Annotated in this window: 21 protein-coding genes; 10 read left to right on the forward strand and 11 right to left on the reverse strand. The window is 71.1% G+C overall.

Going from position 1 to position 25,359, the window contains the following annotated elements:
* Nucleotides 1-8 precede the first annotated feature (8 nt).
* A complete protein-coding gene (locus KBX50_RS00950; RefSeq protein ID WP_307870790.1) occupies nucleotides 9-641 on the forward strand; it encodes a lysoplasmalogenase in 633 nt (210 codons plus the stop codon).
* Between the two features lie 2 nt (nucleotides 642-643).
* Here KBX50_RS00950 and KBX50_RS00955 read toward each other — a convergent pair whose 3' ends face one another.
* From KBX50_RS00955 to KBX50_RS00965, 3 genes are all read right to left on the reverse strand, one after another.
* Nucleotides 644-2,473, reverse strand: coding sequence for a long-chain fatty acid--CoA ligase (locus KBX50_RS00955; protein ID WP_210933754.1), 1,830 nt, complete (start codon nucleotides 2,471-2,473; stop codon nucleotides 644-646).
* Between the two features lie 128 nt (nucleotides 2,474-2,601).
* On the reverse strand, nucleotides 2,602-3,831 hold the full coding sequence (manD, locus tag KBX50_RS00960) for a D-mannonate dehydratase ManD (RefSeq protein WP_210933756.1): 1,230 nt from the start codon (nucleotides 3,829-3,831) through the stop codon (nucleotides 2,602-2,604).
* Between the two features lie 24 nt (nucleotides 3,832-3,855).
* On the reverse strand, nucleotides 3,856-4,734 hold the full coding sequence (locus KBX50_RS00965; protein ID WP_210933757.1) for an aminoglycoside adenylyltransferase family protein: 879 nt from the start codon (nucleotides 4,732-4,734) through the stop codon (nucleotides 3,856-3,858).
* Between the two features lie 89 nt (nucleotides 4,735-4,823).
* On the opposite strand from KBX50_RS00965, the gene KBX50_RS00970 reads away from it, so the two are divergent.
* A complete protein-coding gene (locus KBX50_RS00970) occupies nucleotides 4,824-5,444 on the forward strand; it encodes a hypothetical protein (protein WP_210933758.1) in 621 nt (206 codons plus the stop codon).
* 25 nt (nucleotides 5,445-5,469) lie between these two features.
* Here KBX50_RS00970 and KBX50_RS32580 read toward each other — a convergent pair whose 3' ends face one another.
* The 3 genes from KBX50_RS32580 to KBX50_RS00980 form a co-directional block, all read right to left on the reverse strand.
* Entirely contained in the window at nucleotides 5,470-5,898 is a 429-nt protein-coding gene (locus tag KBX50_RS32580) for a PHP-associated domain-containing protein (RefSeq protein WP_374224555.1), read from the reverse strand.
* On the reverse strand, nucleotides 5,796-6,473 hold the full coding sequence (locus KBX50_RS00975; protein ID WP_247672873.1) for a CehA/McbA family metallohydrolase: 678 nt from the start codon (nucleotides 6,471-6,473) through the stop codon (nucleotides 5,796-5,798). The genes KBX50_RS32580 and KBX50_RS00975 overlap by 103 nt, the downstream gene beginning before the upstream one ends.
* 122 nt (nucleotides 6,474-6,595) lie before the next feature.
* Nucleotides 6,596-7,675 carry a cellulose binding domain-containing protein gene (locus KBX50_RS00980; protein WP_210933760.1) on the reverse strand — a complete coding sequence of 360 codons (1,080 nt, stop codon included), beginning with the start codon at nucleotides 7,673-7,675 and terminating at the stop codon, nucleotides 6,596-6,598.
* Nucleotides 7,676-8,135: 460 nt separating this feature from the next.
* Here KBX50_RS00980 and KBX50_RS00985 point away from each other — a divergent pair, with 460 nt between their 5' ends.
* From KBX50_RS00985 to KBX50_RS01000, 4 genes are read left to right on the forward strand one after another with little or no spacing between them, the layout of a single operon-like run.
* Nucleotides 8,136-9,149, forward strand: a complete 1,014-nt coding sequence (locus KBX50_RS00985) for a hypothetical protein (protein WP_247672874.1) — start codon at nucleotides 8,136-8,138, stop codon at nucleotides 9,147-9,149.
* Nucleotides 9,146-9,601 (forward strand): ABA4-like family protein, encoded by a 456-nt coding sequence (locus tag KBX50_RS00990; RefSeq protein WP_210933762.1) that lies wholly within the window; start codon nucleotides 9,146-9,148, stop codon nucleotides 9,599-9,601. Before KBX50_RS00985 ends, KBX50_RS00990 begins: the two co-directional genes overlap by 4 nt.
* Before the next feature lie 4 nt (nucleotides 9,602-9,605).
* Complete coding sequence (locus KBX50_RS00995) at nucleotides 9,606-10,796, forward strand: sensor histidine kinase (protein ID WP_210933765.1); 1,191 nt, start codon at nucleotides 9,606-9,608, stop codon at nucleotides 10,794-10,796.
* Nucleotides 10,793-11,419, forward strand: coding sequence for a response regulator transcription factor (locus KBX50_RS01000; protein WP_210933767.1), 627 nt, complete (start codon nucleotides 10,793-10,795; stop codon nucleotides 11,417-11,419). Before KBX50_RS00995 ends, KBX50_RS01000 begins: the two co-directional genes overlap by 4 nt.
* A 6-nt stretch (nucleotides 11,420-11,425) precedes the next feature.
* Here the strand turns inward: KBX50_RS01000 and KBX50_RS01005 are convergent, their stop codons facing one another.
* Together KBX50_RS01005 and KBX50_RS01010 are read right to left on the reverse strand one after the other, a co-directional pair.
* Nucleotides 11,426-11,728, reverse strand: a complete 303-nt coding sequence (locus tag KBX50_RS01005; protein WP_093405671.1) for a MoaD/ThiS family protein — start codon at nucleotides 11,726-11,728, stop codon at nucleotides 11,426-11,428.
* A complete protein-coding gene (locus KBX50_RS01010; protein WP_210933771.1) occupies nucleotides 11,725-12,840 on the reverse strand; it encodes a sialidase family protein in 1,116 nt (371 codons plus the stop codon). The genes KBX50_RS01005 and KBX50_RS01010 overlap by 4 nt, the downstream gene beginning before the upstream one ends.
* 243 nt (nucleotides 12,841-13,083) lie before the next feature.
* Here KBX50_RS01010 and KBX50_RS01015 point away from each other — a divergent pair, with 243 nt between their 5' ends.
* Nucleotides 13,084-13,509, forward strand: a complete 426-nt coding sequence (locus KBX50_RS01015; protein ID WP_093405676.1) for a hypothetical protein — start codon at nucleotides 13,084-13,086, stop codon at nucleotides 13,507-13,509.
* Between the two features lie 15 nt (nucleotides 13,510-13,524).
* A complete protein-coding gene (locus KBX50_RS01020; protein ID WP_210933773.1) occupies nucleotides 13,525-16,173 on the forward strand; it encodes an alpha-amylase family glycosyl hydrolase in 2,649 nt (882 codons plus the stop codon).
* Here the strand turns inward: KBX50_RS01020 and KBX50_RS01025 are convergent.
* From KBX50_RS01025 to KBX50_RS01035, 3 genes are all read right to left on the reverse strand, one after another.
* Complete coding sequence (locus KBX50_RS01025; protein WP_210933777.1) at nucleotides 16,142-16,648, reverse strand: hypothetical protein; 507 nt, start codon at nucleotides 16,646-16,648, stop codon at nucleotides 16,142-16,144. The two genes, KBX50_RS01020 and KBX50_RS01025, sit on opposite strands and share 32 nt — an antisense overlap.
* On the reverse strand, nucleotides 16,638-18,440 hold the full coding sequence (locus KBX50_RS01030) for a RyR domain-containing protein (protein WP_210933780.1): 1,803 nt from the start codon (nucleotides 18,438-18,440) through the stop codon (nucleotides 16,638-16,640). Before KBX50_RS01030 ends, KBX50_RS01025 begins: the two co-directional genes overlap by 11 nt.
* A 156-nt stretch (nucleotides 18,441-18,596) precedes the next feature.
* Nucleotides 18,597-20,210, reverse strand: a complete 1,614-nt coding sequence (locus KBX50_RS01035; RefSeq protein WP_210933782.1) for a flavin monoamine oxidase family protein — start codon at nucleotides 20,208-20,210, stop codon at nucleotides 18,597-18,599.
* 231 nt (nucleotides 20,211-20,441) lie between these two features.
* Here KBX50_RS01035 and KBX50_RS01040 point away from each other — a divergent pair, with 231 nt between their 5' ends.
* The gene (locus KBX50_RS01040; RefSeq protein WP_210933786.1) at nucleotides 20,442-22,334 is read left to right on the forward strand and encodes a hypothetical protein; all 1,893 of its coding nucleotides are present in this window, start codon (nucleotides 20,442-20,444) and stop codon (nucleotides 22,332-22,334) included.
* Nucleotides 22,331-25,357 (forward strand): ATP-binding protein, encoded by a 3,027-nt coding sequence (locus tag KBX50_RS33490; RefSeq protein ID WP_210933787.1) that lies wholly within the window; start codon nucleotides 22,331-22,333, stop codon nucleotides 25,355-25,357. The genes KBX50_RS01040 and KBX50_RS33490 overlap by 4 nt, the downstream gene beginning before the upstream one ends.
* Nucleotides 25,358-25,359: the final 2 nt, after the last annotated feature.

Here is a 25,359-nt window from a genome sequence, read left to right on the forward strand (position 1 = left end):
GGAGGCTGGTGGACACGCGGCCGCGGCGGCCGGACCGGGATGTGGTGTTGCTCTGGGCGTTCGCCGTCGTGGCGGCCGTCGAACTGGTCGCCGTCGCCAGCGACGTGCTCGCGGTGCAGTGGTTGGCCAAGCCGCTCCTGGCACCGCTGCTGCTGACCTGGCTGTGGCGGGTCCGCGCGGCGAACGCCCCGATCGCGGTCGGCCTGCTGCTCGCCACCGCTGGAGACATCGCGCTGCTGGTGCCGTCGGACACCGCCTTCCTGGTCGGGATGGGCTGTTTCCTCGGCACCCAACTGGCGTTCGTCACCGCGTTCGTCGGTCACCGCCGGGCCCGACCGGCGGCGCTGGCCGGGTACCTGACGCTGTGGGTGGTGGCGAACGCGCTGCTGTGGCCGCGGCTGGGCGAGCTGCGGCTGCCGGTGCTCGGGTACAGCCTGGCGTTGTGCCTGATGGCGGCGACCGCGACCGCGGTCGGCCTGCGGGTCGCGCTCGGCGGCGCGCTGTTCCTCTTCTCGGACCTGTTGATCGGCCTCGGCGCGGCCGGTACGACAGCGCCCGGACACGGCGTGCTGGTGATGGCGACCTACAGTGCCGCACTGTTCCTGATCAGCACCGGCTGGGCAGCGGCGAGCCGGCGCTGACCCTAATGGCCGTGGTAGAGGGCGGCGACCTCGTCGGCGAAATGATCCTGCACCGCCTCCCGTTTGATCTTGAGCGTGGGGGTGAGTTCCCCGTCCACCTCGGTGAGATCCCGGTGCAGGATCCGGAAGGTCTTGACCTGTTCGGCCCGGGAGACGCTGCGGTTGGCCTGGTCGATCGCCACCTGGATCTCGCCACGTAACTCCGAATCGTCCCGCAACGCGGACACCGACGCCCCGGGGTGCCCGTGCTGCTCCCGCCAGCGCGTCCACGCCTGCGGGTCCACCGTCACCAGCGCGGCGACGTAGGGGCGACCGTCGGCGACCAGCATCACCTGGCTGATCAGCGGATGCGCTCGGATCCGCTCCTCGATCGGCCCGGGCGCGATGTTCTTACCGGCGGCCGTGACCATGATGTCCTTCGTCCGTCCGGTGATCCGCAGGAAACCGTCGTCGTCGATCGTGCCGAGGTCGCCGGTACGCAGCCAGCCGTCGTCGGTCAACGCCGCCCGGGTGGCCTCCGGGTTGTTCCAGTAACCGCCGAACACCACCTCGCCCCGGGCGTGGATCTCGCCGTCGTCGGCAATGCGGATCCGTACCCCCGGCAGTGGTCGCCCGACCGTGCCGATCCGCATCTCCGTCGGCAGGTTCGCGGTCAGCGCCGGGGAGGTCTCGGTCAACCCGTACCCCTCCAGCACGGTGATGCCGGTGCCCCGGAAGAAGTGACCGAGCCGCTCCCCCAGCGGCGCGCCGCCCACGATGGCCATCCGGCATCGTCCGCCGAGGGCGGCGCGCAACCGGCGGTACGCGGCGAGGTCGAACACCAGGTGCGCCAGGCGGAGCAGCTTTCCGGGTCCGCCTGGCGTGTCCAGCGCCCGGCTGTACCGCACGGCCGCCCGCTCGGCGAGGCCGAAGAGCCATCCCCGGTGCGCGTCCTCGGCGGTGTGGCGGGCCTGGTCGTGCAGCTTCTCGAACATCCGGGGCACGGCGAGGATGAAGGTGGGCTTGAACCGGCGCAGCTGGTCGAGCACTCCGGAGATGTCGGCGCTGTGCACCATGGTGGCGCGGTTGTGCACCATGCCGATCTGGATCAGCCGGGCGAAGGCATGCGCCAGCGGCAGGAACAGCACCGTCGTCGCACCCGGGTGCAGCAACTGGGGAAGCACCGCGGTGGCGTTGCCGATGTCGGCGGAGAGATTTCGGTGCGCCAGCACGCAGCCCTTCGGCGGGCCGGTGGTGCCGCTGGTGTAGACGATGGTGGCGATGTCGGCGCCGGTCACGGCGGCTCGACGCGCATCCACCTCGGTGGCGTCGACGGCGCGGCCCCGCGCCACCAGCTCGATGAGATCGCCGGCGTCGATACGCCAGGTCTGCCGCAACTCGGGCAGCTCCGAACGCAGATCGGCCACGCTGAAGGCGTGGTCGGCGGTCTCCAGCACGCAGCCGACCGCACCGGAGTCGCCGAGCATCCAGCGGATCTGTTCCGGGCTGGAGGTGTCGTAGATCGGCACGGTCACCGCGCCGATCGACCAGAGGGCGTAATCGACAAGCGTCCACTCGTACCGGGTGCGGCTGAGCAACCCGACCCGGTCGCCGTGCGCGATCCCGGCGGCGACGAAACCACGGGCCACCGCGACCACGTCATCGCGGAACTGCCGGCAGGTCACCGGCAGGGCGCCGCCCCGTCCGGAGCGGCGCACCGGCCACGACCGGGGATCCGGGTCGGGCCGGACGAACTGCACCGCGTCCGGGTCCTCGGCCGCGTTGCGCCACACCTGCTCCGCCAGGGTGGTGTCCTCGCCGCTGACGATCGGCTCGACCGCTGTCTCCTGCACGCCTGTCCACCTGCCGTCGCGTCACCCGGCCAAGGCCATCGGAACAGATGGTGGACCGCACCCCGACGGTGTGCCCGGAAAACCCGAGAACCCGTCCCCCAGGCCCGCCGACGTGCTATCCCCGCCGGTCACCAGTCATGGACGGTGCCGTCCTGGAGGCGGTTGAACGGCAGGTACGCCGGTTGGTACGGGAACCGGGCGGCGGCCTCCTCGTCCAGTTCGACGCCGAGACCCGGCTGCTCACCCGGGTGCAGGTAGCCGTCGGTGAAAGTGAACGACTGGCGGAACACCTCGTTGGTGAGGGCGCCGTGCCGCATGTACTCCTGGATGCCGAAGTTGTGGATGGCCAGGTCAAGGTGGAGCGCGGCAGCCATGCCGACCGGCGAGATGTCGGTCGGCCCGTGGATACCGGACTTGATCTGGTACTGCGCGGCGAAGTCGAGCAGCTTGCGCATCGCGGTGATGCCGCCGGTGTGGGTGACCGCGGAACGCACGTAGTCGATCAACTGTTCCCGGATCAGGGTCTGGTAGTCCCAGACGGTGTTGAACACCTCGCCGATCGCCAGCGGGGTGATGGTGTGCTGACGGACCAGCCGCAGCGCGTCCTGGTTCTCCGCCGGGGTGCAGTCCTCCAGCCAGAACAGGTCGTACGGTTCCAGGGCCTTGCCCAGCCTCGCGGCCTGGATCGGGGTCATCCGGTGATGCCCGTCGTGCAGCAGCGGCAACTCGGGCCCGAACTCGTTGCGGACCGCCTCGAAGACGCCGGGCAGGTGGCGCAGGTACGCCCGGGTGTCCCAGTCCTCCTCGGCCGGCAGCGGGGTGCGCTGCGCCGGCTCGTAGTCGTAGCGCTTACCGTCGGCGCTGGGCTGGGTGGCCACCCCGTACACGGCGTTGATGCCGGGCACCGAGGTCTGCACCCGGATGGACCGGAAGCCGAGGTCGAGGTGGGCCCGGATGGAGTCGAACAGCTCCGGCAGATCCCGCCCGGAGGCGTGCCCGTACGCCATGATGCCGGTGCGGGACGCGCCGCCGAGCAGCTGGTAGAGCGGCATCCCCGCGGCCTTGGCCTTGATGTCCCAGAGCGCGACGTCGACCGCGGCGATGGCCGCCATGGTGACCGGCCCGCGCCGCCAGTACGCCGAGCGGTACAGGAACTGCCAGGCGTCCTCGATACGGTGCGCGTCGCGCCCGAGCAGCAACGGCACGACGTGGTCGCGCAGGTACGAGGCGACGGAGAGTTCACGCCCGTTGAGCGTGCCGTCACCGAGGCCGGTGATGCCGTCCTCGGTGGTGATCCTCAGGGTGACGAAGTTGCGATCCGGGCTGGTGACGATGACGTCGGCGGCCACGATCTTCACGAGGGGTGCCTTTCCCGCGGGCCGTTAACCCGGCGGCGGCACCGGCGGCGAGTCGGGGGAACCCGCGTTGAGCTCGACGTTGTACTGGCCCGAGATGCTAGGCCACAACGCCACCGCGCCGCCATCCGCGGCCGGGAAGCTTCCTCGGCCGACCGCCCGCCCGATGTGGCCCAGCACCTCGTGGACGTGCGGCCGGATCTGGGCGCGCAACGTCTCGCTCCACCGCTCCTGCTCGTAGCGGCGGTCGAGGTACAACCGGCGGGCATGGGCCAGGACGGGCCGGTGCTCCGGCGGCAGGCGGGCCAGGGCCCAGTCGGCGGCGACGTCCTTGGCGCGGACCGCACCGGTGGTCACGGTGAACCAGACGCGGGCGAGGGTGAGCAGCACGTTGCGGGTGTCGCCGTCGAGGTCGTCGAGCAGGCCCGGCACGCCGGCCACGCTCGCCCGGACCACGTCGGCTGTCGGCACCGCCGCCAGCAGCCGCGCTGGGGGCGGTCCGGCCAACGGGTGGTCACCGGCGCGGGCGGCCGCGACCACCAACGCCAGGTCCACCATCGTCTCCGGCTGCGGAACAGCGCCGGACAGGTACGCGGCACGACGCCACTCGCCGTACTGGAAGTCCACAGTGGGTGGGTAACGCCAGGGCCGCACCTCGGTGGCGACGACCACGGTCAGCTCGATCGGGCGGGCCCGGTTCACCGAACCGGAGGTGGCCAGCAGCCCGTCGAGCAGCAGCCGTCGCTCCCGACCGGTCAGGCTCCGGGCGGCGACCACCAGCACGTCGATGTCGCTGGCGGGCCGCAGTCCGCCGAGCACCGCCGAGCCGTGCAGGTAGGCACCGACGAGCCGGTCGCCGAGCACCCGTTCGACAAGCCCGACGAGTTGCCGGATCTGGTCCGTCACGGGTCGAGTCTGTGCCAGGGCCGGGCGTCGGAGCCACCGCTTTACCCGGCACGCCGGCTCCCGTCCCGGTGGTGCGTACGATGCGGCACATGGCGTTGTTGCACCGGGCGGACATCCGTCCCACCAAGCTGGAACTGTTGGCGGCCTGGCTGCCGACCCGCGACTGGTACGAGGGCGGCGTCGACGTGGCGCGCGTGGCCGGGTACCGGTTCGACGACCCGGCCGGGCAGGTGGGCATCGAGACGCTTCTGGTCGCCGACGGCGACGGGCCGGTGCACCAGGTGCCGTTGACCTACCGTGGGGCGCCGCTGGACGGCGCTGACGAGTGGCTGGTGGGTACCACCGAGCACTCGGTGCTGGGTCGGCGCTGGGTCTACGACGCGGTCGGCGACCCGGTTTACGCGGCCGCTCTGGCCGGGGCCATCCTGGCCGGCGCCGGACAGGCCGAGGAGTACTTCGAGGTTGACGGCCGGCGCGAGGTACGCCCGCCCAGCATGGCCATCACCAGCGACGCTCCCGCCGCCGTCGTCGTGCCTCCGGTCGGCGCGCTGCTCCGGGTGGTCGACGGCGACCCGACGCTCGTCGTCACCGACACCGTCGAGCTGGGGGTGATCCGCCGCCCCGGATCCACCGCCGCCCCGGCCGGTGCCACCTTGACCGGCACCTGGGACGACGTCCAGGCCCCGCTGGCGTACGCCGCGCCGCGCTGAGCCGGCACGGGACGGGTGCCGCCGGTCAGGCCAGGATGACGGGGTTGGTCAGGGCCGCCATCCGCCGATCCGGGTGGCGTACCTCGGCCCGGACGAAGCCGCCCTCCCGCGCGGCGGTGCGCCAGCGGACCGTGCCCTCCCCGTCGGCGGGCAGTCGCTCGCGGAGCACGGTGCCGCGTTCGGTGTGCAGACTGACGACGCCGAACGGCACCCCGGACACCCGCAACCGCACCTCGATCGGCTCGCCGCCGGAGTCCAGGCGCTCACCGACACCGACGACGCGGTCACCGCTCGCGGCGGCGAACGCCACGTCGACGGCGGCGGAGCCGGCGATCCAGCTCCGGCCGGCCTTCAGGCCGGCGAGGACCGCCTCAACGCCCAGTTCCTCGGCGAAGACCACGGTGTGCGGGGTGCCGAGCTGACCGGCGAGGTGGGCGTCGCTGTTGCCGACCACCGGCCACCACCGCCCCGATGGATGTCGTGGCCGAGGTTGCGTCCCCACTCGGCCAGCGCCGCCTCGTTGTCGGCGTTCCACGGCAGATCCGAGCGCCACTGTCCGTTCCACACCTCCACCGCGTCGAAGCACCGGTACGGATAGGCCAGGGTGCCGGACTCGTACGGCGCGTACGGGTGGGCGGCCACGCAGATCCCGCCGCCTCGGCGTACCCGGGCCAGGTGCCGGTCTATGACGTCGTCGCGCACGCCGTAGCGCCACTCGATCTGGTGCCCGGCTTCGAGGCCGAGCGCTAGCCAGTGTCCGGTGCGGGTGGTGACCTCCTGTCCGAGAATGACCAGCAGGTCGTCGGCCGCGTACCGGCTCCAGTCACCGTGCCCGGCGGCGGTGTTGTGCTCGGTGGTGGCGACGAAGTCCAGCCCGATCCCCCGGGCGGCGGCGGCGAGCTGCGCCGGGGTGAGTTCGCCGCCAGCGGAGAGCGTCGTGTGCAGGTGGACGTCGCCCCGATACCAGCCGGGCTTCAGGCAGACCGGCTGGCTGTTCCCCCGGGAGGCCGCCGTGCGTGGCCATGTCATCTGATCGGGGTGGAACACCACTGCGGCAGACTACCGCCGGTCCCGGCGCCCGCTGCCGCCCGGTGCGCGGGCGGCGGCGGGCGCCGTTTACGAATCGGACCGCCTCCGGCAGGAGCCTCGCGCTACGTAGCGGAGCACGCCGGGGCCATGCCCGTTCCTGACCCGGTGCCCTGGAAACCGAACTCAGTCGACTGACCAGCGGCCACGGAGCCGTTGTAGCTGACATTGGCGAACTGGACAGTTCCGGTGTTGCCGCTGCGGTTGGCGTTCCACGCGTTGGTGACGGTAGCGCCGGACGGCAGTGCCATGGTCACCGTCCAACCATTGATCGACGTTCCGCCCGAGGTCACCCGGACCGTGGCCACGAAACCACCGTTCCACTGATTCAGCGACACCGACGCGGTGCAGCCCGGTCCCGGCGACGGAGTCGTCGGAGGTGGAGTGGTCGGCGGCGGAGTGGTGGGCGGCGGTGTCGTCGGCGGCGCGGTCGTCGGAGGTGGAGTATCACCGCCGATCGCACCCGGGACCGCCCGCAGGGCGTCGTACCAGACGGCGGCCATCTTGCTGTAGCCACGAGCGTTGGGGTGTACGCCGTCCGCCAGGTCCGCCAGCGTCAACGCGTTGTACATGTCCACCAGGTGCACGCGACGCCCGGCGTCAACCTTGCTCTGCACGATGCCGGGTATTGCCGCGTTGAACGCGCGCACCTGACTGTCCGCTCCGGACAGTGGCACGATGGTGGCGACGAACACGTCCGCCGCCGGCGCGGTGGCGGTGATCTTGTCGATCAGCGTGGACAGCCGGGACGGTGCGCCGGACGAGTTGCCGAACATGTCGTTGGTCCCGATGTGCAGCATCACCGTGCGGGGTGTGGTGGCCCGCAGCCAGTTGACCACGTTGGCGTCGATCTGCGCGATGGTCCACCCCGAGTGGCCCTCGTGGTTGCGATCACCCAGGCTGCTCGGGCCGTTGGACATGGAGCCGACGAAGTCGACCTGGTAGCCGTCGGCCACGAGCTTCTGCCAGAGGTCGATCCGGTACCCGCCGGGCACATTGAACCCGTCGGTGATCGAGTCGCCGAGCGGCATCACCCGTACTGGGGCGTCGGCTGCGGCGTTGGTGGGCCCGGCGGCGACCGCCGTGGTAGCCACGACGGCGGCAAGGGCCGCGAAGAGCGCCGACACATTCAATCTTCGTAGCATGGGCACATTCCCCGATCTGGTCCGTTGCGGTTGGTCGAGTCACCACGGCCGTTGGCGCTTCATAGGTGGTGACGGTGGCAGCGGAGGACGGTCGTGCCCACGATCCATCCACTGACGGTGCCCTGAATGCGCTCACGGCGGAGACCAACCGTGGCCGGGACGGACCGGTCTACGCGCCGAGATGCGTCGCACCCGAGCGCAGCCAATCCACCCGCTCGGAGCTGCCCGAGCTCCCATGGGGAGGCTAGTCGAAGTACCTCTGCACGGACAAGATCCGACCAGCTCTTCGCCAATAATGCAATGACAGACACCGATCTCATGGTCTCGGTCGAGCGGGCCTGCGACCGGACGCCCACCGTCGAGCCCCTACCCAGGGAGGATGTGGAGGTCCACCCAGTGGCCGCGGCTGAGGCTCCTGGTCGGGCGCGGCGGGCAGTCGTTCGATCCAGCATCTACAGACATGACTGACAACCTGTCGCGGCGGGCGTACCGGCACCGTCCCCTGATGGTCTTCGTCTCGGCGATGGCGGTGCTCGCCGTCGTCTGCGCGGTCGGCATTCTGGCCGACCAGCGGGTCCTGACCGGCGTGCCGATCTGGCTCAAGCCGTTCAAGTTCTCGGTGTCGTTCGTCCTGTACGGGGGCACCCTGGTCTGGCTGCTCTCCCTGCTGCGTCGCCGTAGCCGGGTCGCGGAGTGGGCGGTGACCGTGGTGGTCGCCATGGGTGTGGTGGAGATGGTCATCATCGTCGGGCAGGTGCTTCGCGGCACCACCAGCCACTACAACGAGACAAGCCCGGTCAACGCCGTGTTGTGGCAGCTGATGGGTGTGGCGATCATGGTGCTGTTCGTCGCGCACGTCGTCATCGGTGTCGCGGTGCTGCGGCAGCCGATCGCCGGCCGCGCCGGCCGCTACGCGATCGGTCTGGGGCTCGGGCTGGCGGCACTCGGCATGCTGGTGGCGGTACCGATGACCCTGCCGGATCAGGCTTCGGTGATCGAGGGCGTCGCCGGGGCGCACAGTGTGGGCGTGCCCGACGGCGGGCCGGGCCTGCCGCTGGTCGGCTGGAGCACGACCGGCGGGGATCTGCGGATCGGGCACTTCGTGGGGCTGCACGGGATGCAGGTGTTGCCGATCCTGGCGTTGCTGCTGAGCCGGTTCGCCGGTGGTGCGTTGGACGAGCGCACCCGGGCGCGGTTGCTGCTCGTCGTGGGCGTCGGTTACGGTGCGGCGACCGTACTGCTGACCTGGCAGGCGCTGCGCGGGCAGCCGCTGCTCCGGCCGGACACGCTCACCCTGGCGGCTGCTGCGGCGCTGGCGGTGGTGACCGTAGCCGCTGCCGGCGCGGTGCTGGCGCGACACCGGTTCTCGGCGACCACTGTCGAACATCGGCCGGCGGGCCCGGGTGAGCAGCGCGCGGCGGGTCCGCGCGACGGGCGGGTCGCGGGTGACGAGCGGGCGGAGGTGACCGCGTGAGCGCCACGTTGTTCTCCTTGACCTTCGCGGTGGCGGCACCCTTCTGGGCGCTGATGATCCTGCTGCCGAACTGGACGGTGACCCACCGGATCATCCGATCACCGCTGATCGTGGTGCCGGTCGTGGCGATCTACGCGATCCTGGTGGTCCCGGCGTTCGCGGAGGTCCTGCCGGCGGTGATCGATCCCACCCTCGACGGGGTACGGGAGTTGCTGGGCACGGCCGACGGTGCGGCGGCGGCCTGGGCACACATGATCGCCTTCGACCTCTTCGTGGGCCGCTGGGCCTGGCTCGACAGCCGGAAACGGGCAGTTCCACCGCTGGTGATGGCACCGCTGCTGCTGCTGACGATCCTGCTCGGTCCGATCGGCCTGGCCGCCTATCTGGTCGTACGCACCAGATGGGCTGACCCGACGGCCGCTGCCGGCCCCGACGAGCACCGCCTAGGCTGAGGCCGTGGCCTGGGTGGGACGGCTGTTCGACGCGCGCGACAGCCTGGTACGGATGGTGCTGCTCATCCTCTCCGGCCTGGGCTACCTGTTCTTCGGCACCCTGTCCGCACCGACCAGCACCCAGTGGGTGCTCGCGGCGCTCGCCTTCGCGGTCGGGCTGTCGCTGCACCACCGGCCACTGGCCGGCATGCTGACCCAGACCGCGCTGCTGGCGCTGGCGATCTTGCTGGTCGACGACTTCACGATCAACCAGGTGGGTGCCAGTTGGGCGCTGCTCGAACTGACCATGGCCGCCCGCCGGGGGCGGACCATCTGGCTGGCGGCGGGGCTGCTGGCCGTGGTCGACCTGACCGACTCGATCGGCGATCCGCTGTCGCGTCTGCTCTCCGGTGTGTTCGGGCTGCTGCCGGAGGTCGGCGTTCCGCTGCTGCTCGGGCTGGTCATCCGGACCACCCGGGAACTCGGGCAGCAGTCGCGGCAGCGGGCCGAGGAGGAGCAGCGGCGACGCGAGTCGGAGAGCCGCGCCGCGCGTGCTGACGAGCGCAGCGCCATCGCCCGGGAGCTGCACGACGTGGTGGCGCACCACGTGGCGTCGATGGTGCTGCGTGTCGGGGTGGCCCGGCACGTGCTGACCGACCTGGATCCACGGGTCGGCGAGGTCTTCGACGACGTCCACGGCACCGGCACGGCAGCCCTGGCCGACCTGCGCCGGCTGGTCGCGGTGCTGCGCGACCCCGACGGCGTACGCGGCGACGCCGCGCTGACCGCGATCGAACCGTCGGCGCTGCCGGCCGCGCTCGGCGCCGCGGTGGACCGGGCCCGCCAGGCCGGTGTCACAGTGCTCGCCGACATCGACCCGGCGGTCGGCACCCTCGACGCGGTACGCGGCCTCGCGGTGCTTCGGCTCAGCCAGGAGGCGTTGACGAACGTGGCCAAGCACGCCGGTACCGCTGCGGTGGCGCGGCTCTCGGTCAGCGTGGTCGACGGGGCCGTCCACTGGGAGGTGGTCGACGACGGTCGCGGCTCGGTGCCGGCCACCGTGCCGGTCGGCGGTGGCCACGGCATCACCGGCATGCGCGAACGGGTCGAGGTCCTCGGTGGACAGTTGACGGCCGGCCCGACCGGCACGGGGTGGCGGGTGGCCACCGTGCTGGACGGGACCCGCGCCGGCCCGCGTGCGACGGAGCGCGCGTGATCCGGGTACTGCTGGTCGACGACCAGCACCTCATCCGCGCCGGGCTGCGCATGCTCTGCGAAGCCCAGCCCGACATCGAGGTCGTCGGCGAGGCCGACAACGGCCGCGACGCGATCGCCCTGGCCGCCCGGCTGGTGCCCGACGTGGTGGTGATGGACCTGCGCATGCCCGGCGTCGACGGGATCTCCGCCACCAGCCGGATCATCGCCGACCGTCCCGGTGCCCGCGTCCTGGTGCTGACCACGTTCGGCGACGACGACCACCTCTATCCGGCGTTGACGGCCGGCGCCTGCGGCTTCCTGCTCAAGGACGCACCGCCGACCGAGCTGCTGGACGGCGTGCGCCGGGCCGCGACGGGCGACAGCCCGTTCAGCCAGGAGGTGCTGCGCCGGTTGGTGCAGCGCGCGGTGCACGCCCGCGCCGGGACGCCGTCGCCGGTCACCGGGCTGACCGCCCGGGAACAGCAGGTGTTGGAGCTGGTCGCCGACGGGCTGTCCAACGGCGAGATCGCCGAGCGGCTCCACATCGGCGTCACCACCGTCAAGTCCCACATCACCAGCCTGCTGACCAAGACGGGCAGCCCCAACCGGGTACGCCTGGCGCTGTTCGCCCGTGGCCTGTGAGCCGGGTCAGCCGCCGGCCATCGCGCCGAGGACGATGAACGGCTCCTGCCCGGCGACGACCCGCTCGGGCAGGGGCGTGTCGGGTGAGCAGTTGGAGAGGTCCTCCTCGCAGGCGTAGAAGCGGACGAAGGCGCGACGCTTACCGCTGTGCCGGTCGCGGATGGTGCCGAGCAGCATCGGGTACCGCGCCTCGACGGCGTCGAGCACCAGGCGCTGGGTGGCCGGCCCGGGGCCGGCCACCTCGACCCGTACCTCACCGGTCACCCCGGCGAGGGTCTTCAGGTGAGCCGGGAGGACGACCCGGATCACGGCAGCACCTGGACTTCCACGGAGAGCACGGGCGGCAGGTCCCGGACGATCGGCGCCCAGCTGTCACCGCCGTCGGCGGAGCGGTAGACCTGGCCGCCGGTGGTGCCGAAGTAGATGCCGCAGGGGTCGAGCGTGTCGACGGCCATCGCGTCGCGCAGCACGTTGACGTAGCAGTCGGACTGCGGCAGCCCGTCGGTCAGCGGCTCCCACTCGTCGCCGCCGGTGCGGCTGCGGTAGACGCGCAGCTTGCCCTCCGGCGGGTAGTGCTCGGAGTCGCTCTTGATCGGCACCACGTAGATGGTTTCCGGCTCGTGGGCGTGCACCGCGATCGGGAAGCCGAAGTCCGACGGCAGGTTGCCGCTGACCTCGCGCCAGTTCGCGCCGGCGTCGTCGCTGCGCATCACGTCCCAGTGCTTCTGCATGTACAGCGTGTCGGGGCGCGACGGGTGCTGGGTGATGTGGTGCACGCAGTGGCCGACCTCGGAATCCTGGTCGGGAATCTCCCCCGACCGCAGGCCCTTGTTGATCGGCAGCCAGCTGATGCCGCCGTCGTCGCTGCGGAACGCGCCGGCCGCCGAGATGGCGGTGTAGATCCGACCCTGGTGGACCGGATCCAGGATGATCGTGTGCAGACACAGGCCACCCGCGCCGGGCTGCCACGACGGCCCGCTCGGGTGGGTACGCAGGGCGGTCAGCTCCGTCCACTTGCCGCCGCCGTCGTGGGACACGTAGAGCGCCGCGTCCTCCGCGCCCGCGTAGAGGGTGTCGGGATCGTCGCGGGACGGTTCGAGGTGCCAGATGCGCTTGAACTCCCAGGGCCGCGGGGTTCCGTCGTACCAGAGGTGGTCGCCGACGTCGCCGGCGTAGGCGAAGTCGTTGTCGACCGTGGTCCAGGTCCGTCCGCCGTCGTCGGAGCGCTGGATCAGCTGCCCGAACCAGCCGCCGGACTGGGAGGCGTAGAGCCGGTCCGGATCGGCCGGCGATCCGGTGAGGTGGTACATCTCCCAGCCGCCGAAGTGCGGCCCGTCGACCGTCCAGCTGTCGCGTCTGCCGTCGGAGGTCAGGATGAACGCGCCCTTGCGCGTCCCTACCAGTACGCGTACACCACTCATGAGCGTTCTCTCGTCTTCGTCGGGTCGGTGTGGCGGTCGCCGCGCGGCCGCCGCACCGACATGCATCAGTCCTGGTCGGTCTACTCCTGAGGTACGACGAATTGGCATCAGCGAAACGGACAGCACTCCGCCGCCGCGCGGGATCCCCCCGCTTTCTGTCGGATGCCCGTCACTCCCGCCCCTGACCCGTATCCCGCCGTCGCGGCCCTTGCACGGTGTAGTGACAGCGACCACGATGGGATCATGGTCGATGGATTGATCTTGCAGGTCGGGTCGGACGGTCCGCTCAGCGACGAGGAGCTGGCCGAGCAGGCGCGCCATCTGAAGGAACACCTGAACCAGCTGCCCGGTGTCGAGGCGAGCGAACTGACCGCCGAGGCCGCCCCGGGTACCCGGGACACCGCGAGCTACATCTTCGGCGTACTGGCCCTCGCCGTGTTCACCGTGCCGACGGTCAAGCGGGCGGCGGCGGACATCCGGCACCTGGCCGAGGTCATCAAGCGCTATCAGGAGCGCAACAAGGGCAAGCGACTGCGCATGACCCTTCCCGACGGCACCGAGATCGACGTACGGGACGTGTCGGAGAAGACCCTGGCCGAGCTGATCAAGTCGGTGTCGGTACCGCGCCAGGGTACGGCGGCCGTGCCCGAGAAGGTCGACGGTGACTGACCCGGCGGAGCCACGGTGAAGCGGGCGCTGCTGGTCGGGGTGGGCAGCTACGCCAACGAGGCGCTGCCCACCCTCGACTCCCCCGCCAGCGACCTGAAGGACTGGGCCCGGCTGCTACGGGATCCGACGCTCGGCGCCTTCGACGACGTACGCGATCTCCTGGACGCCGACTCGTACCGCCTCCAGCTCACCCTCTACGACTTCCTGACCAGCGCCGAGCCGCACGACTTCCTGCTCGTCTACTACTCCGGCCACGGGCGGCTGCATCACGATCACCGGCTCTACCTCACCGCGACCGACACCGACCCCGACCGGCTGCCACCGACCTCCGTACCGACCGACGAGTTCCGGCACTGGGTCGACGAGTGCCGGGCCCACGAACTGGTGCTGATCCTCGACTGCTGCCACGCGGGCGCCTTCGGCGACCTCAAACAGCGCGGCGACCGCAGTCGCATCGTCGTGGTCTCCGCCGGGGCCACCGAGCTGGCCCACGAGGGCGACGGCCACAAGCAGCACGCGCTGCCGTCGGCGTTCTCCGGTCCGTTCCTGGAGGGGCTGCGTACCGGCGGGGCCGACCGGGACGGCAACGGGATCATCAGCGTGCGGGAGGCGTTCGAGTACGCGGCCGTACGCATGATCGACCGGGAACGCCGGCAGACACCCCAGATGCGCGCCGCCGGAGTCGGTGATCTCATCCTCAGCAACGCACCCCGCCGGCCCCAGCTGATCCCGGAGGAACTGCTGGCGCTCACCCGCAGCCGGCTCGCGGTGGCCCGGGTGCTGGCGGTGGACGAGCTGAGCAACTGGGCGTACGGCCACCAGCGCAGCCGGGACCAGCTGGTCGCCGCCTTCGAGACGCTGGAGACCCTGGAACGGGATCCGGCGGAACGGGTGGCCGAGCGCGCCCGCCAGGCCCTGTCTGGGCGGCTGCGGGTCACCCGGGCCGAGGTGGCGGAGGATCCCGGGCCGCCGGAGCCGGCGGGCGAGCCGGGCTGGGCGGCCGGCAGCACCTTCTACGAGGTCAACGTCCGGTTCTTCTACGACTCCGACGGAGACGGACACGGCGACCTGCGGGGTGTCACCGAGAAGCTGGACTATCTGCGCCGCCTCGGCGTCGACTGCCTGCTGCTCAACCCGATCATGGCGGCCCCGGCGCTGGGCGACGGTCGGGCGGCCGCCGACTTCGAAGCGATCGACGAGGGCCTCGGCGCACCGTCGCACCTGCTGGAACTGCTCAGCCTCGCCCATCGACAGGGGTTACGGGTGGTGCTGGACCTGGTGCTCAACCACACCAGTGATCAGCACCCGTGGTTCCAGGCGTCGCGCGACGACCCGTCCGGCCCGTACGGCGACTTCTACGTGTGGAGCGACAGCGGCGAGGGCTACGCCGAGGCCGACGACCCGCTCGGCAGCCACGGCGCGGGGTGGACCTACGACAGCCAACGCCGCCAGTACTACTGGCACCGCTACAGCCGGTCCGAGCCGGACCTGAACTACGACGCGCCCGAGGTGCGCGCGGCGATGCGCGACGTGATGGCGTTCTGGCTCCGCCAGGGCGTCGACGGGCTGCGCCTGCTCACCGTCCCGTACCTGTTCGAGCGCAGCGGCACCTCCAGCAAGGGGCTCGACGAGACCCACGGTTACCTGCGCCAGCTGCGGTCCTGGTTGGACTCGGCGTACCCGGACCGGATCCTGATCGCCTGGAGTGAGGACTGGCCGGAGGGGGCGGGCGCCTACTTCGGCACCGCCGAGCACCCCGAGTGCCACCTGGTGATGTACGCCTCGCTGATGCCGAGCCTGCTGCTGGCGATGCGACGGGAGGCGCACCGGCCGGTGTCCCGGGTGCTGGCGCAGATGGGCGACCAACCGCCCGACCGGCACTGGGCGGTGTTCCTGCGCAACGGCGACGAGATGTCGCTGGGCCTGCTGCACGAGCGGGAACGTGACGACCTGCTGCAGGCGTACGCGCCGCTGGCCCGGATGCGCGGTGCTACCGGCATCCGGCGGCGCACGGCGACCCTGCTCAATGACGACCGGGGGCAGTTGGAGCTCGCCTTCGCCCTGCTGCTGTCGATGCCCGGCGTGCCGGTGCTGTACTACGGCGACGAGATCGGCATGGGTGAGAACCTGGCGTTGCCGGGCCACCTGGCGTTCAACACCCCGATGCAGTGGGCACCGGACCGCAACGGCGGCTTCTCGGTGGCCCAGCCGGAGAATCTGCCGGCGCCCCCGATCCATGAGTCGATCTACGGCTACATGGCAGTGAACGTGGAGAACCAGCTCCGCTCGCGCTCGTCGCTGCTGCACGTGGTCGAGAAACTCATCGAGACCCGGCACGCCTGCCCGGCGTTCTCCCGCCCCGGTTGCCGGATCGTCCGCTCCACCAACCCGGCGGTGCTGGCATTCCTGCGCGGTGAGCCCGACGACGAGGTGCTCTGCCTGTTCAACTTCTCCCGCTACCCGCAGACCACCACGCTGAGCCTGGCCTCGCACGTCGGTTGCCGGCCCCGGGAGTTGACCGGCGGCGCCGAGTTTCCCGGCGTGCCGAATTCGGGCGAGTACGACCTGGGCGTCGCCGGTCACGGCGTCTTCTGGCTCTCGGTGGCCGCGGGACACGACCCGGACACCGGGGTCAACCCGCCGGGGACCGCCGCGCGTCGGTAGGCCAGATGACGGTGGTGGGGATGCCCCGCTCGCGGGCCCAGCCGACGGTCCGGTCGGTCGACGCGTCGTGGCAGCCCGGTTCCCCGTCCCAGACCGCCACCAGCCGCTGCACCCGCAGCAGCAGCTCCCGGTTGGCGGCCACGTAGGCGGCGGTGCCGGAGGTGCGGTGGCCGGTGTGCAGCACCCGGCTGGCGCGACCCAGCAGCTCGTCGAAGGCGCCCCGCACCTCCGGGGCGATGGTGTTCCGGTAGTCGGGGGCCGGCAGGACCACCTCGTACGTGCCGCCGCTGTCCAGAACCGCGCGAGCGAAGATCTGGTCGGTGCCGGCCGCCAGGCAGGTGACACCGTGCACCGGCCGGTCGCTGATCCGGCGCAGTTCGAGGCGGATCGCCTCGGCGACCAGCCGCTCGGTGGCCGGGGTCAGATTGATGTGGCCGGTGACCCCGACGCGGACCGGTTCCCGTTCAGGCGGCATCGGCCGACCCTCCCCGCTGGACCGGCACCGTGGGGCCCAGTCGGATCAACTCGAAGCCGCTGTCGGACAGCACATCGGGCAATGCCCGGATCTCCTCCCGGTTCTGCTCCTTCGCCGCCGGTGGCAACTCGTCCCACGGCCGCAGCAGATTGTGCCGACGGCGGACGTCGTCGCGCGGCTCGCCGTACGTCCAGCCCTCGGAGCGCCGTTCCCGGCACCACCGCTCGTGTTCGAGTCGGGCCAGCTGTTCGACCCGGTCGTCGATGGCCCGACCGGCCGCGGAGGCGTCACCGGCACCGCCGTGGCGGGGCGCCACGACGCAGCCCAGGTTCAGCAGCTTGGCCGCGATGTCCTGGACATGGCTGCGGTTGGCGCGGCGCAGCGACTCCGGCAGCCGGGACCAGGGCACCATGGCGGGCGCGTCACCGAGACGTACGCCGGCCCGCTGCTGGGCGTGCAGGTACCGCAGATGGATCTGCTGGGCGAGCCGTTCGGTGAGGTCCTCGGCGATCAGCCGGGCGTCGCAGGCGTGCGTCAGCACCGGGTACAACCGCAACTTGCCGTGCACCTCGTCGAGCAGGTCGTGGCGGACGTCGCCGTGGAAGGCGGCGGCGAGCGCGGCCTGCCGGTAGACCGGCACGAAGACGATGCTGCGCGCCCCGCGCCAGAGCGCGGGGGTGTCCAGCGCGAGACGCAGGCCGCTGATCTCGTCGGGGGCGCAGAGGTAGATGCGGTCGTAGCCCTCGGCGGCGAAGTGTTCCAGGCCGACCAGCCCCGCGATGTCCCGGTCGTACCCGACCAACCGGCAGACCTCGCGCAGGAACGGGTAACGGGAGGTGGCCAGGGCCAGTTCGGCCCGGGCGTCCGGCGCCACGAGGTCCACCCGCAGCCGACGGTCGGGCCCGCCCTGGTCGGCCTGGCGCGCCCGCCAGTGCCGGGCGGTCTCCACCAGCAGCGCCCGGCGGAAGCTGCCGCCACCGGCGATGAGGACCGTCGTCGACCGGTCGGGGGCCGACGGCAGCGGATGGTGCCGGTGCAGCGCCCGGGCGGCGATGTCGTCGACGTGGAAGTAGTCCAGGCGCAGCCGGCTGGAACCGGCGGCGCCGAGCCGCCGGGCCTGCAACGACAGGCACATCTCCGGGTCGTGGACCTGCACGTACACCCGGGGCGGATGGCGTCGGTCCTGGATCAGGCGGTTGGCGGTGTTGGCGATGGCGTGGTTGCGGTCGTCGTCGTCGGTGCAGGCGTAGACGGTGTGCGCCCGGGGCAGGCCGGCCCCCCGCAGCACCTCCTCGTTCGTCGGGTCGCCGACGACGCCGAGGTAGCGGCGTCGCCGGTACTCCAGCGGCCCGAACGGTTCGGACCGAACGACCACCACCCGGTCGCCGTCGGCGTACAACCGGTCGGCCAGCATCTGCGCGAACTGGGAGTCGCCGCAGACGACCGCATGGCCACTGGCGCGCCGGGCCCGCCGCCGCCGGATCTCCGTGGCCAGCAGCAGCCGGCCGGCCTCGGCCACCGCCAGCAGGGTGAACAGCGGCGCCATGAACCGGGCGACCTGCAACTGCCACGGGTAGGGACCGGGCTGCTCGAAGAGCTCGGCGCTGAGGAAGAACAGTTGCAGGTCGTAGTAGAGGATGTCGTACCGGTCCCCGATGGCCTCGGGGCGTACCCGCGACAGGCGGTCCAGGCCGACGTAACCGAGCACCGAGGCGACCAGGCCGATCACCCCGAAGACGACCCGCAGCCACCACGTGGCGGGACGGGCCGCACCGGGGACCGGCTGGGTCATCGCGCGGCTGCCTGAACCCGCCGATGCCCCAGCCACCGGATTACGACCATGCGCGCCATGCTATTGGACAAAATCGATCACCAGGGTCGGCGACGTGCCGGCCAGCCGGGCACTTTTCGCAGGTGACGCCGTTCTACAGGGTCGAGATGTCGGGGCTCAGCTCGACATGACCCGGGCGTGCAGGTCGGTGACCACCTTGCGGGCGGACTCGAACGCACCGGCCTGCCAGGCGATGTAGTGGCTGAGGTGATCACCGGCGAAGTAGACCCGGCCGTCCGGCTCCAGCAGCCGGCCGTACGGCCCGCTGGTGCGCGACGGCCACGACACCCAACCGCCCTCCGAGTAACGGGTACGGTCCCAGGCCACCGAGAACGACGTTTCCAACTCCGTCCGGTACGCATCGCCGTGGATCCGCACGCCTTGGGCGACGGCGCGGGCCTCCCGCTCGGCGGGCGTGAGCGCCGCGTACGCCTGGGCGTTGGCACCGAAGTTGTAGTAGCCGACCACCACCCCCTTCGCCCCGTGGTAGCCGTAGGAGGGGTACCAGATCGTGGCGAGGTCCAGGTTGGTGTTGGTGATGCCGGAGTAGATGTTCTCGTCCTGCTCCCACCACCGTCGCCGGTACTGCAATCCGATCTTGCCGGTGGCGTTGGGGACCGGGTAGGCCAACGCGTCCCGGACCGGCCCGGTGAGATTGGACGGGATCTTCGCCAACACCTGCGGCGGGATGGTGCACACACAGAAGTCGGCGGTGGCGGTACGCGGCCGGCCGCCCGGCCCGTCGTAGACCACGGTCACCCCGGAGCCGGTGTTGGAGATCGAGCGCACCTGCGCGCCGTAGGTGACGAGGCGACGACCCACGGCCGCTTCGAGGGCGTACGCGATGCGGTCCATCCCACCGACCGGCTGGAACATCAGCATCGCCTGGTCGTAGCCGAACTCGAAGGAGAAGTACCTGCCGATGCCACTGGCCAGCACGTCCGTCAGCGGGTACGGGGTGAGCTTCGGCGTACCCGCCTCGAAGCCGGCGCCCGGCTCCACCAGGTAGCCGCGCCGGTTGGTGCCCGCGTACCGCCAGCTGGCGGCCGGGTCGTCGGCGACCCGGCCGCCGATCGCGCCGAAGCCGCGCAGGAACTCCAGCAACCGTTCTTTGTCCTCACCCGTCAGGTAGGTGTCGAGGGCGCCCTGGTCGGTGGCCTTGGCGAGCAGTTCGGAGACATACCCGTAGACGTCCGCCTTGGCCTCGCGGTGCCGGATCGGCCGGCCGGACAGCGCCCCGGCGTTCTCGTTGACGTAGTAGGCGTCGGCGTTCTGGTTGCCGAAGATCTCGATCGGCACGCCGAGTTCCCGGCAGTAGTCGAGGGTCACCATGTGCTGGGCGATGCGGGCCGGGCCGGCGTTGAGGTACTGGCCGTCGGCGAAGCGGGCCCGCTGGGTGCGCCCGTCCAGGTCGGTCTCGGTGGTGCCGCCCCGCACCGTCCAGTTGCGCCCGCCGGGCCGGTCACGCGCCTCCAGCAGCCGCACCCGGTAGCCCGCCTTGCCCAGCTCGTACGCGGTGGCCAGGCCGGCGATGCCGGCCCCGAGCACCAGCACGGACTTCGCCGAGCGACCGGTCAGCGTGAAGTCGGACCGGTTCGGCGCGCGGAACGGTGGTGCCGCCTGCGCGGCGGGCGCCAGACCGAGCGCACCCATCGTCCCGTAGAGCACCCCGGCCCCGCCGGACACCCCGACGGCCTGGAGGAACTGTCGCCGTGTCGTCGGTATCGTCACCGCCACCTCCCGCAAGATCGATGCCCGACGATCTCAGTAGCGAGTTACCTCGATGCTTCTCTTTCGTTTCACACCGGTCTCCGGCCGACCCGGGCTGATCACCGACCGAACCGCACCGTCCGATCCGGCTCCATGCCGGGGAGGTGCTGGCCTCGCCGCCAACGCTATGGATATCGGATCATCCGTTTGAGACACTGGCCGGAATCGATGTTCTCCCAGACGGGAGCGATGATGAGTGAATCTTCGAGCGGCCAGCGGTACCTCGATTTTCTCTACGTCGAAGGGGAACGTCTCGGCTGGATCTTCCGTGATCGGAACCTCTTCTGCCACCCCTTCCCCGAGCCGTACCCGACCGTCGAGCCCGTACGCAGCGAGGTGTTCTTCGATGCGGCGGCCGCGCGGGTGGAGAAGTGGTACCGCATGCGTCGGTGGGTGTGGATCGGGCTCGGTGTGACTGTGTTTTTCCTCTGCCTGGGAATTCTCGGCAGTGGACCATCCAACCTGCTCGTCATCATCGCGATCGGACTTTCGGTCATGATCGGCGGCGCCTACCTGAGTTGGTCGCACAGTCGTGCTCTGGAGGACGGCCCGCAGAGGGAGCGCGAGCGACAACTGCGACGCTACGAGCTGGACTGTGCGCTCTGGGAAAGGTACCGCGAGCAGTTCGACGCCGCGGAACGTGAGCGGGTCGCTGGTTACCTCGAATGGGGTGCCGCGCTGCTGCCGCCAACGGCTCGGCGGATCGATGTCGTCGGCGGCAGCGTGTGGGGTTGGGAGGCGCTGCTGACCGTGCTGGGGGCGTCCATGCTGCGGACCAGGGGCGCGCTGACTCTGGTGGATTTTTCCGGCGAGGGCGTCTGCCACGAACTGGTCTGGCTGGCCAGGGCCGTCTCCGTCGACGTCACCGCCCTCCGGCTGCCCGACCAGTTGGGCGAGACCACACTGCTGCTCGACACGGACGGTCAAGGGCTGGTCGACTGCCTGGTCGAAGCGATGCACGGCGACGCTCCCGCCGGCCGGCGGGCGGACCGCGCCCAGGACGACCGGCTTCTGTCGGCGGTCTGCCGGGCGCTCGGCGAGGACGTCACGATCGACCGGATCGCCGCCGCGATAAGCGTCCTGCTCGACGCCCCCGGTGACGTGCCTGAACTGAGCAACGCCGAGCGGGACCACATCGCCGACTCGCTCTTCGCCGACGAGTTCCGGCGGCAGGTTCACCCGAATCTACGGCGGATCGAATCCCACCTTCACCCGCTGCGCGAGTTGCTCGCCGCCACCGCTTCCGGGCGACCTCGGCACGAATTGGGGCATGCTGGGTTGACCTGCCTCGTCTACGAGAACGGTGCCCACAACGTGCGGGAAGAATTGCTCAAGGAGTTGGTGTTCCAGGGGTTGATCCAACGGCTCACCGCACCCGAACAGTTCGCCGGGCCGTTGGTCATCGCCGGTGCGGACGACCTGAGCCACCGATACCTCGAACGGCTGACCGACCTGTGCGCCCGTCGCGGCGTACGCCTGGTGCTGATGTTCCGTCACCTGCGGGACTCGGCGGTGCGCGCCGTCGGCGCGGACGTGGTCGCGTTCATGCGGTTGAGCAACCACGAGGAGGCCGGGCGAGCCGCTGACGCCATCGGCCGGCACCACACGGTGGTGCTCAGCCAGCTCACGCGTACGCTCGGCGGCAGCCAGACGCATTCGGACGGTGACAGCGTTGGAGCTTCCCACCAGACCAGCGGACCGTGGTTGCGGCACGTGAGCCTGGGCCGGAGCTGGACCCACACCCGCACGGTGGCCGACAGTGTCAACTGGAACGAGGCCGAGAGCGATCAGCGGGTGTACGAGTACGTGGTCGAGCCGCGCACCCTCCAGGACCTGCCGGACTACGCCTTGATCGAGGTCACCCAGGGCATGGGGATACTGTCGGTACGCACTGTGGAGTGTAACCCGGACATCGTCTCGCTCCCCGGTCTCACCACCGGTCCGCTACCGGATCTGCCCCTGCCCGATCCGACGCAGGCGCCGCCTTGGCTGTCAGATGGATCTGGCCCTTCCAGTCATCCGTACCCCGACGACGATGACGAGGACGAGTGGTGGGAGGAGCACGACCGGGAAGACTGGCGGTGACGATCCCGACCGGGCCGCGCCCGCACCGACGCGGCTGGCTGGACCACGTACCGGCGTACCGGATCGTGGAGCTGCCCCGGTTGCCTCCGCCACTTGACCAGGCGCGGAGCGATCCAGGGCGACGTCAACGGCTCGCCGCCGTCGTCGCCGCGTACCACGCCGGCGCCCCGAACGGCGGTGGGCGTCTCGTCGTCGGCTGGTGCCGACCAGACGAACGAGGCGGCGTGCACGTCTTCACCGGCGGCGGTGTCGACGCCGCCGGCACCACACCGGGCGGCGGCACTGCAGCGGGCGGCGCGACTGCCGGCCCGCACCGGTCCCTGCTCTTCGCCGGCTCGGTGGGCCTGCGTTACCCGGCGGGGGGCCTGACCGCGCTGCTGGACGCGTTTCCCTACTGGACGCGGATCGGCGGAGTGGCCGACGCCCTTGTCGAGGAGCACGACGACCGGAATGCCGCCAGCGACCTGCGTCCCCGGCTCGACGAATGTCTGCTGGGCGCGTGGCAGGATGCCTTCGCCTGGCTGCTGGTCGCCGACCCGGTCCCGGCGAGCGAGGTCGCTCGGCAGGCCCGGCAACTCGCCGTCGAGGAACGCGAGGCCAGGGCTCGGGGTGCGTCGCCGGCCCAGGCGGTACGCGCCTTACGGCTGGGACACCGGCACCGGGAACTGGCCGCCGCCGAGACGCTGGGGTGGTGGCGCATCGATCTGTTGGCCGCCGGTACGACCCCGGGAGCCGCCGGGGCCGTGGCGGGCCTGCTGTGCGCGTCGATCGATCTGCACGCTCTGCCGTACGCCCTGGTGCCCACGGCGACTGCCGGTGGCCTGACCGACCTGCTCGGACACACGGACCTGGTCGCGGTCACCGGCGAACCGGCACGGTCGGCGCAGGCCGCCTCCGGCGGCTCGTTTCTCGGCAGTTCCGCGCTGGTGGCAGCGCTCGCCGTCCCGCCGACGGAGGAGGTGCCCGGGGTACGCCTCACCGTCCGGTCGGAGTTCGACGTCACGCCGGAGACCACCCCTGTCGGAGCACCGACGGCGGTCGACACCAGCGGGACGGCAGGTCGGGTCCACGCCGGCTCGATAGCGATCGGGGCGGTGCTCGACCGGCACGGCAACCGCAGCGGTGAGTTGCTGCTACCGACGGGCAGTCTCAACCGGCACACCTTCGTCTGCGGCTCGACCGGGGCGGGCAAGTCGCAAACCGTACGCTACCTGCTCGAACAGGCCACGGCCCTGGGGATCCCGTGGCTGGTGGTCGAGCCGGCCAAGGCGGAGTACCGGCGGATGGCCAACCGGGTGCCGATGGCGAGCGTCATCGCGGTCCGCCCCGGGGACCCCACAACACCACCCGCCGGGTTCAACCCGCTGCGCCCGGTACCGGGCTTTCCCCTGCAGACCCACGCGGATCTCGTCCGCGCCCTGTTCGTCGCGGCCTTCGACGCGGACGAACCCTTCCCCCAGGTGCTCTCCGCCGCCCTGACCCGTTCGTACGAGCAGCTCGGCTGGGACCTGGCGCTGGGTGAACCGAGGCTGCCTGGACACCGGCCGCGCTATCCGACTCTGCGCGACCTGCACCAGGCGGCGGAGGAGGTGGTGGACCGGATCGGGTACGGCCGTGAGGTCGCCGACAACGTCCGTGGTTTCATCCGGGTCAGGTTGGCCAGCCTGCGGCTGGGTACGACCGGCAGCGTCTTCGAGGGTGGTCATCCCATTGACATCGGAAGGCTGCTGGACTCCAACGTCGTCATCGAGATCGAGGACGTCGGCGACGACCGGGACAAGGCGTTCCTCATGGGTGCCCTGCTGATCCAACTGACCGAACACCTGCGGGTGCGGGTACGCCGGGAGGGTGCCGCTGCCGGAGTGGCCCTACGGCATCTGAGCGTCTTCGAGGAGGCGCACCGGCTGTTGCGACGCCCCGAACGTGCCGGTCCGGCGGTGCACGCGGTTGAGCTGTTCGCTGGCCTGCTGGCGGAGATCCGCGCGTACGGGGAGGGCCTGGTGATCGCCGAACAGATTCCGGAGAAGCTCACCCCGGACGTCGTCAAGAACACGGCAGTGAAGATCATCCACAGGTTGCCCGCCCAGGACGACAGGGACGTCGTCGGCGCGACGGTAAATCTCACCGACCGTCAGTCGCAGTTCGTCGTGACGCTTCCGCCCGGTGTCGGAGCGGTCTTCACCGACGGCATGGACCACCCGGTACTGGTCCGCGTACCGGACGGCACCGACCGCGAGACGGCCACCCCGGCCGCCACCGCCGACCCGTCAACGATCATCGGACGGCGCAGCGCCAGTTGTGGCCCTGCCTGCCAGGACCGACCCTGCACCCTGCGGGACATGCGTCGGGCGCAGCTGCCGCTGGCGGACCTGCCCTGGTTGGGTCTCTGGGGCGAACTGGCGGTACTGGGACATCTCACCGGCTGGCCCACTCCGGCTCTGCGCGCGGACCTGATCCAGGTGCTGTACCTGATGCCGCTGCGGCTACGCGAATGCGCTCTCTCGCACGTGGTCGACGAGGCAGTCGCCGCACGGGCGGCGTACCTGTCCAACAGATGCGATCCCGACGACCTCGCAGCGCACGTCGTCGAATCACTGCACTGGACGGCGTTCGGTGGCGGACACTGCGCGCGGCAGGAGACCGGCTTCCTCGCACACCGGTACCGCTGGGCGGTGCTGCGCGACGAACTGCGGGCCGAGGTGAACCGGGCCGCGCCCGAAGCCGGGCGATCCGCGCGGAGCGCCGAGTGGGCACGACAGTACGGTGTGGACGTTCCGGGGGGTACCGTCGCCGAGCAGTTCGCGGCCGTCTCGACCTGGTTCGACGCCGATCAGCGGGACCAGGCGGCCGGCCGGATCGTGGCCTTCGGCTCCCGCACGCCGTCGGTGATCGAGACGGCCGTCGGGGTGCGCCGCGACGCGCCATCCTGGCCAGGCCGGCTCGCCGAGGCCGTCGACACCCACTTCGCCGCCTGCCGATGGCCGATGCCGCTTCTTCGCGGAGAGAACGAGGGAAAGGTCTGACG

It is taken from the genome of Micromonospora sp. C51 (assembly GCF_018070435.1).
GTDB classification, from domain to species: domain Bacteria; phylum Actinomycetota; class Actinomycetes; order Mycobacteriales; family Micromonosporaceae; genus Micromonospora; species Micromonospora sediminimaris.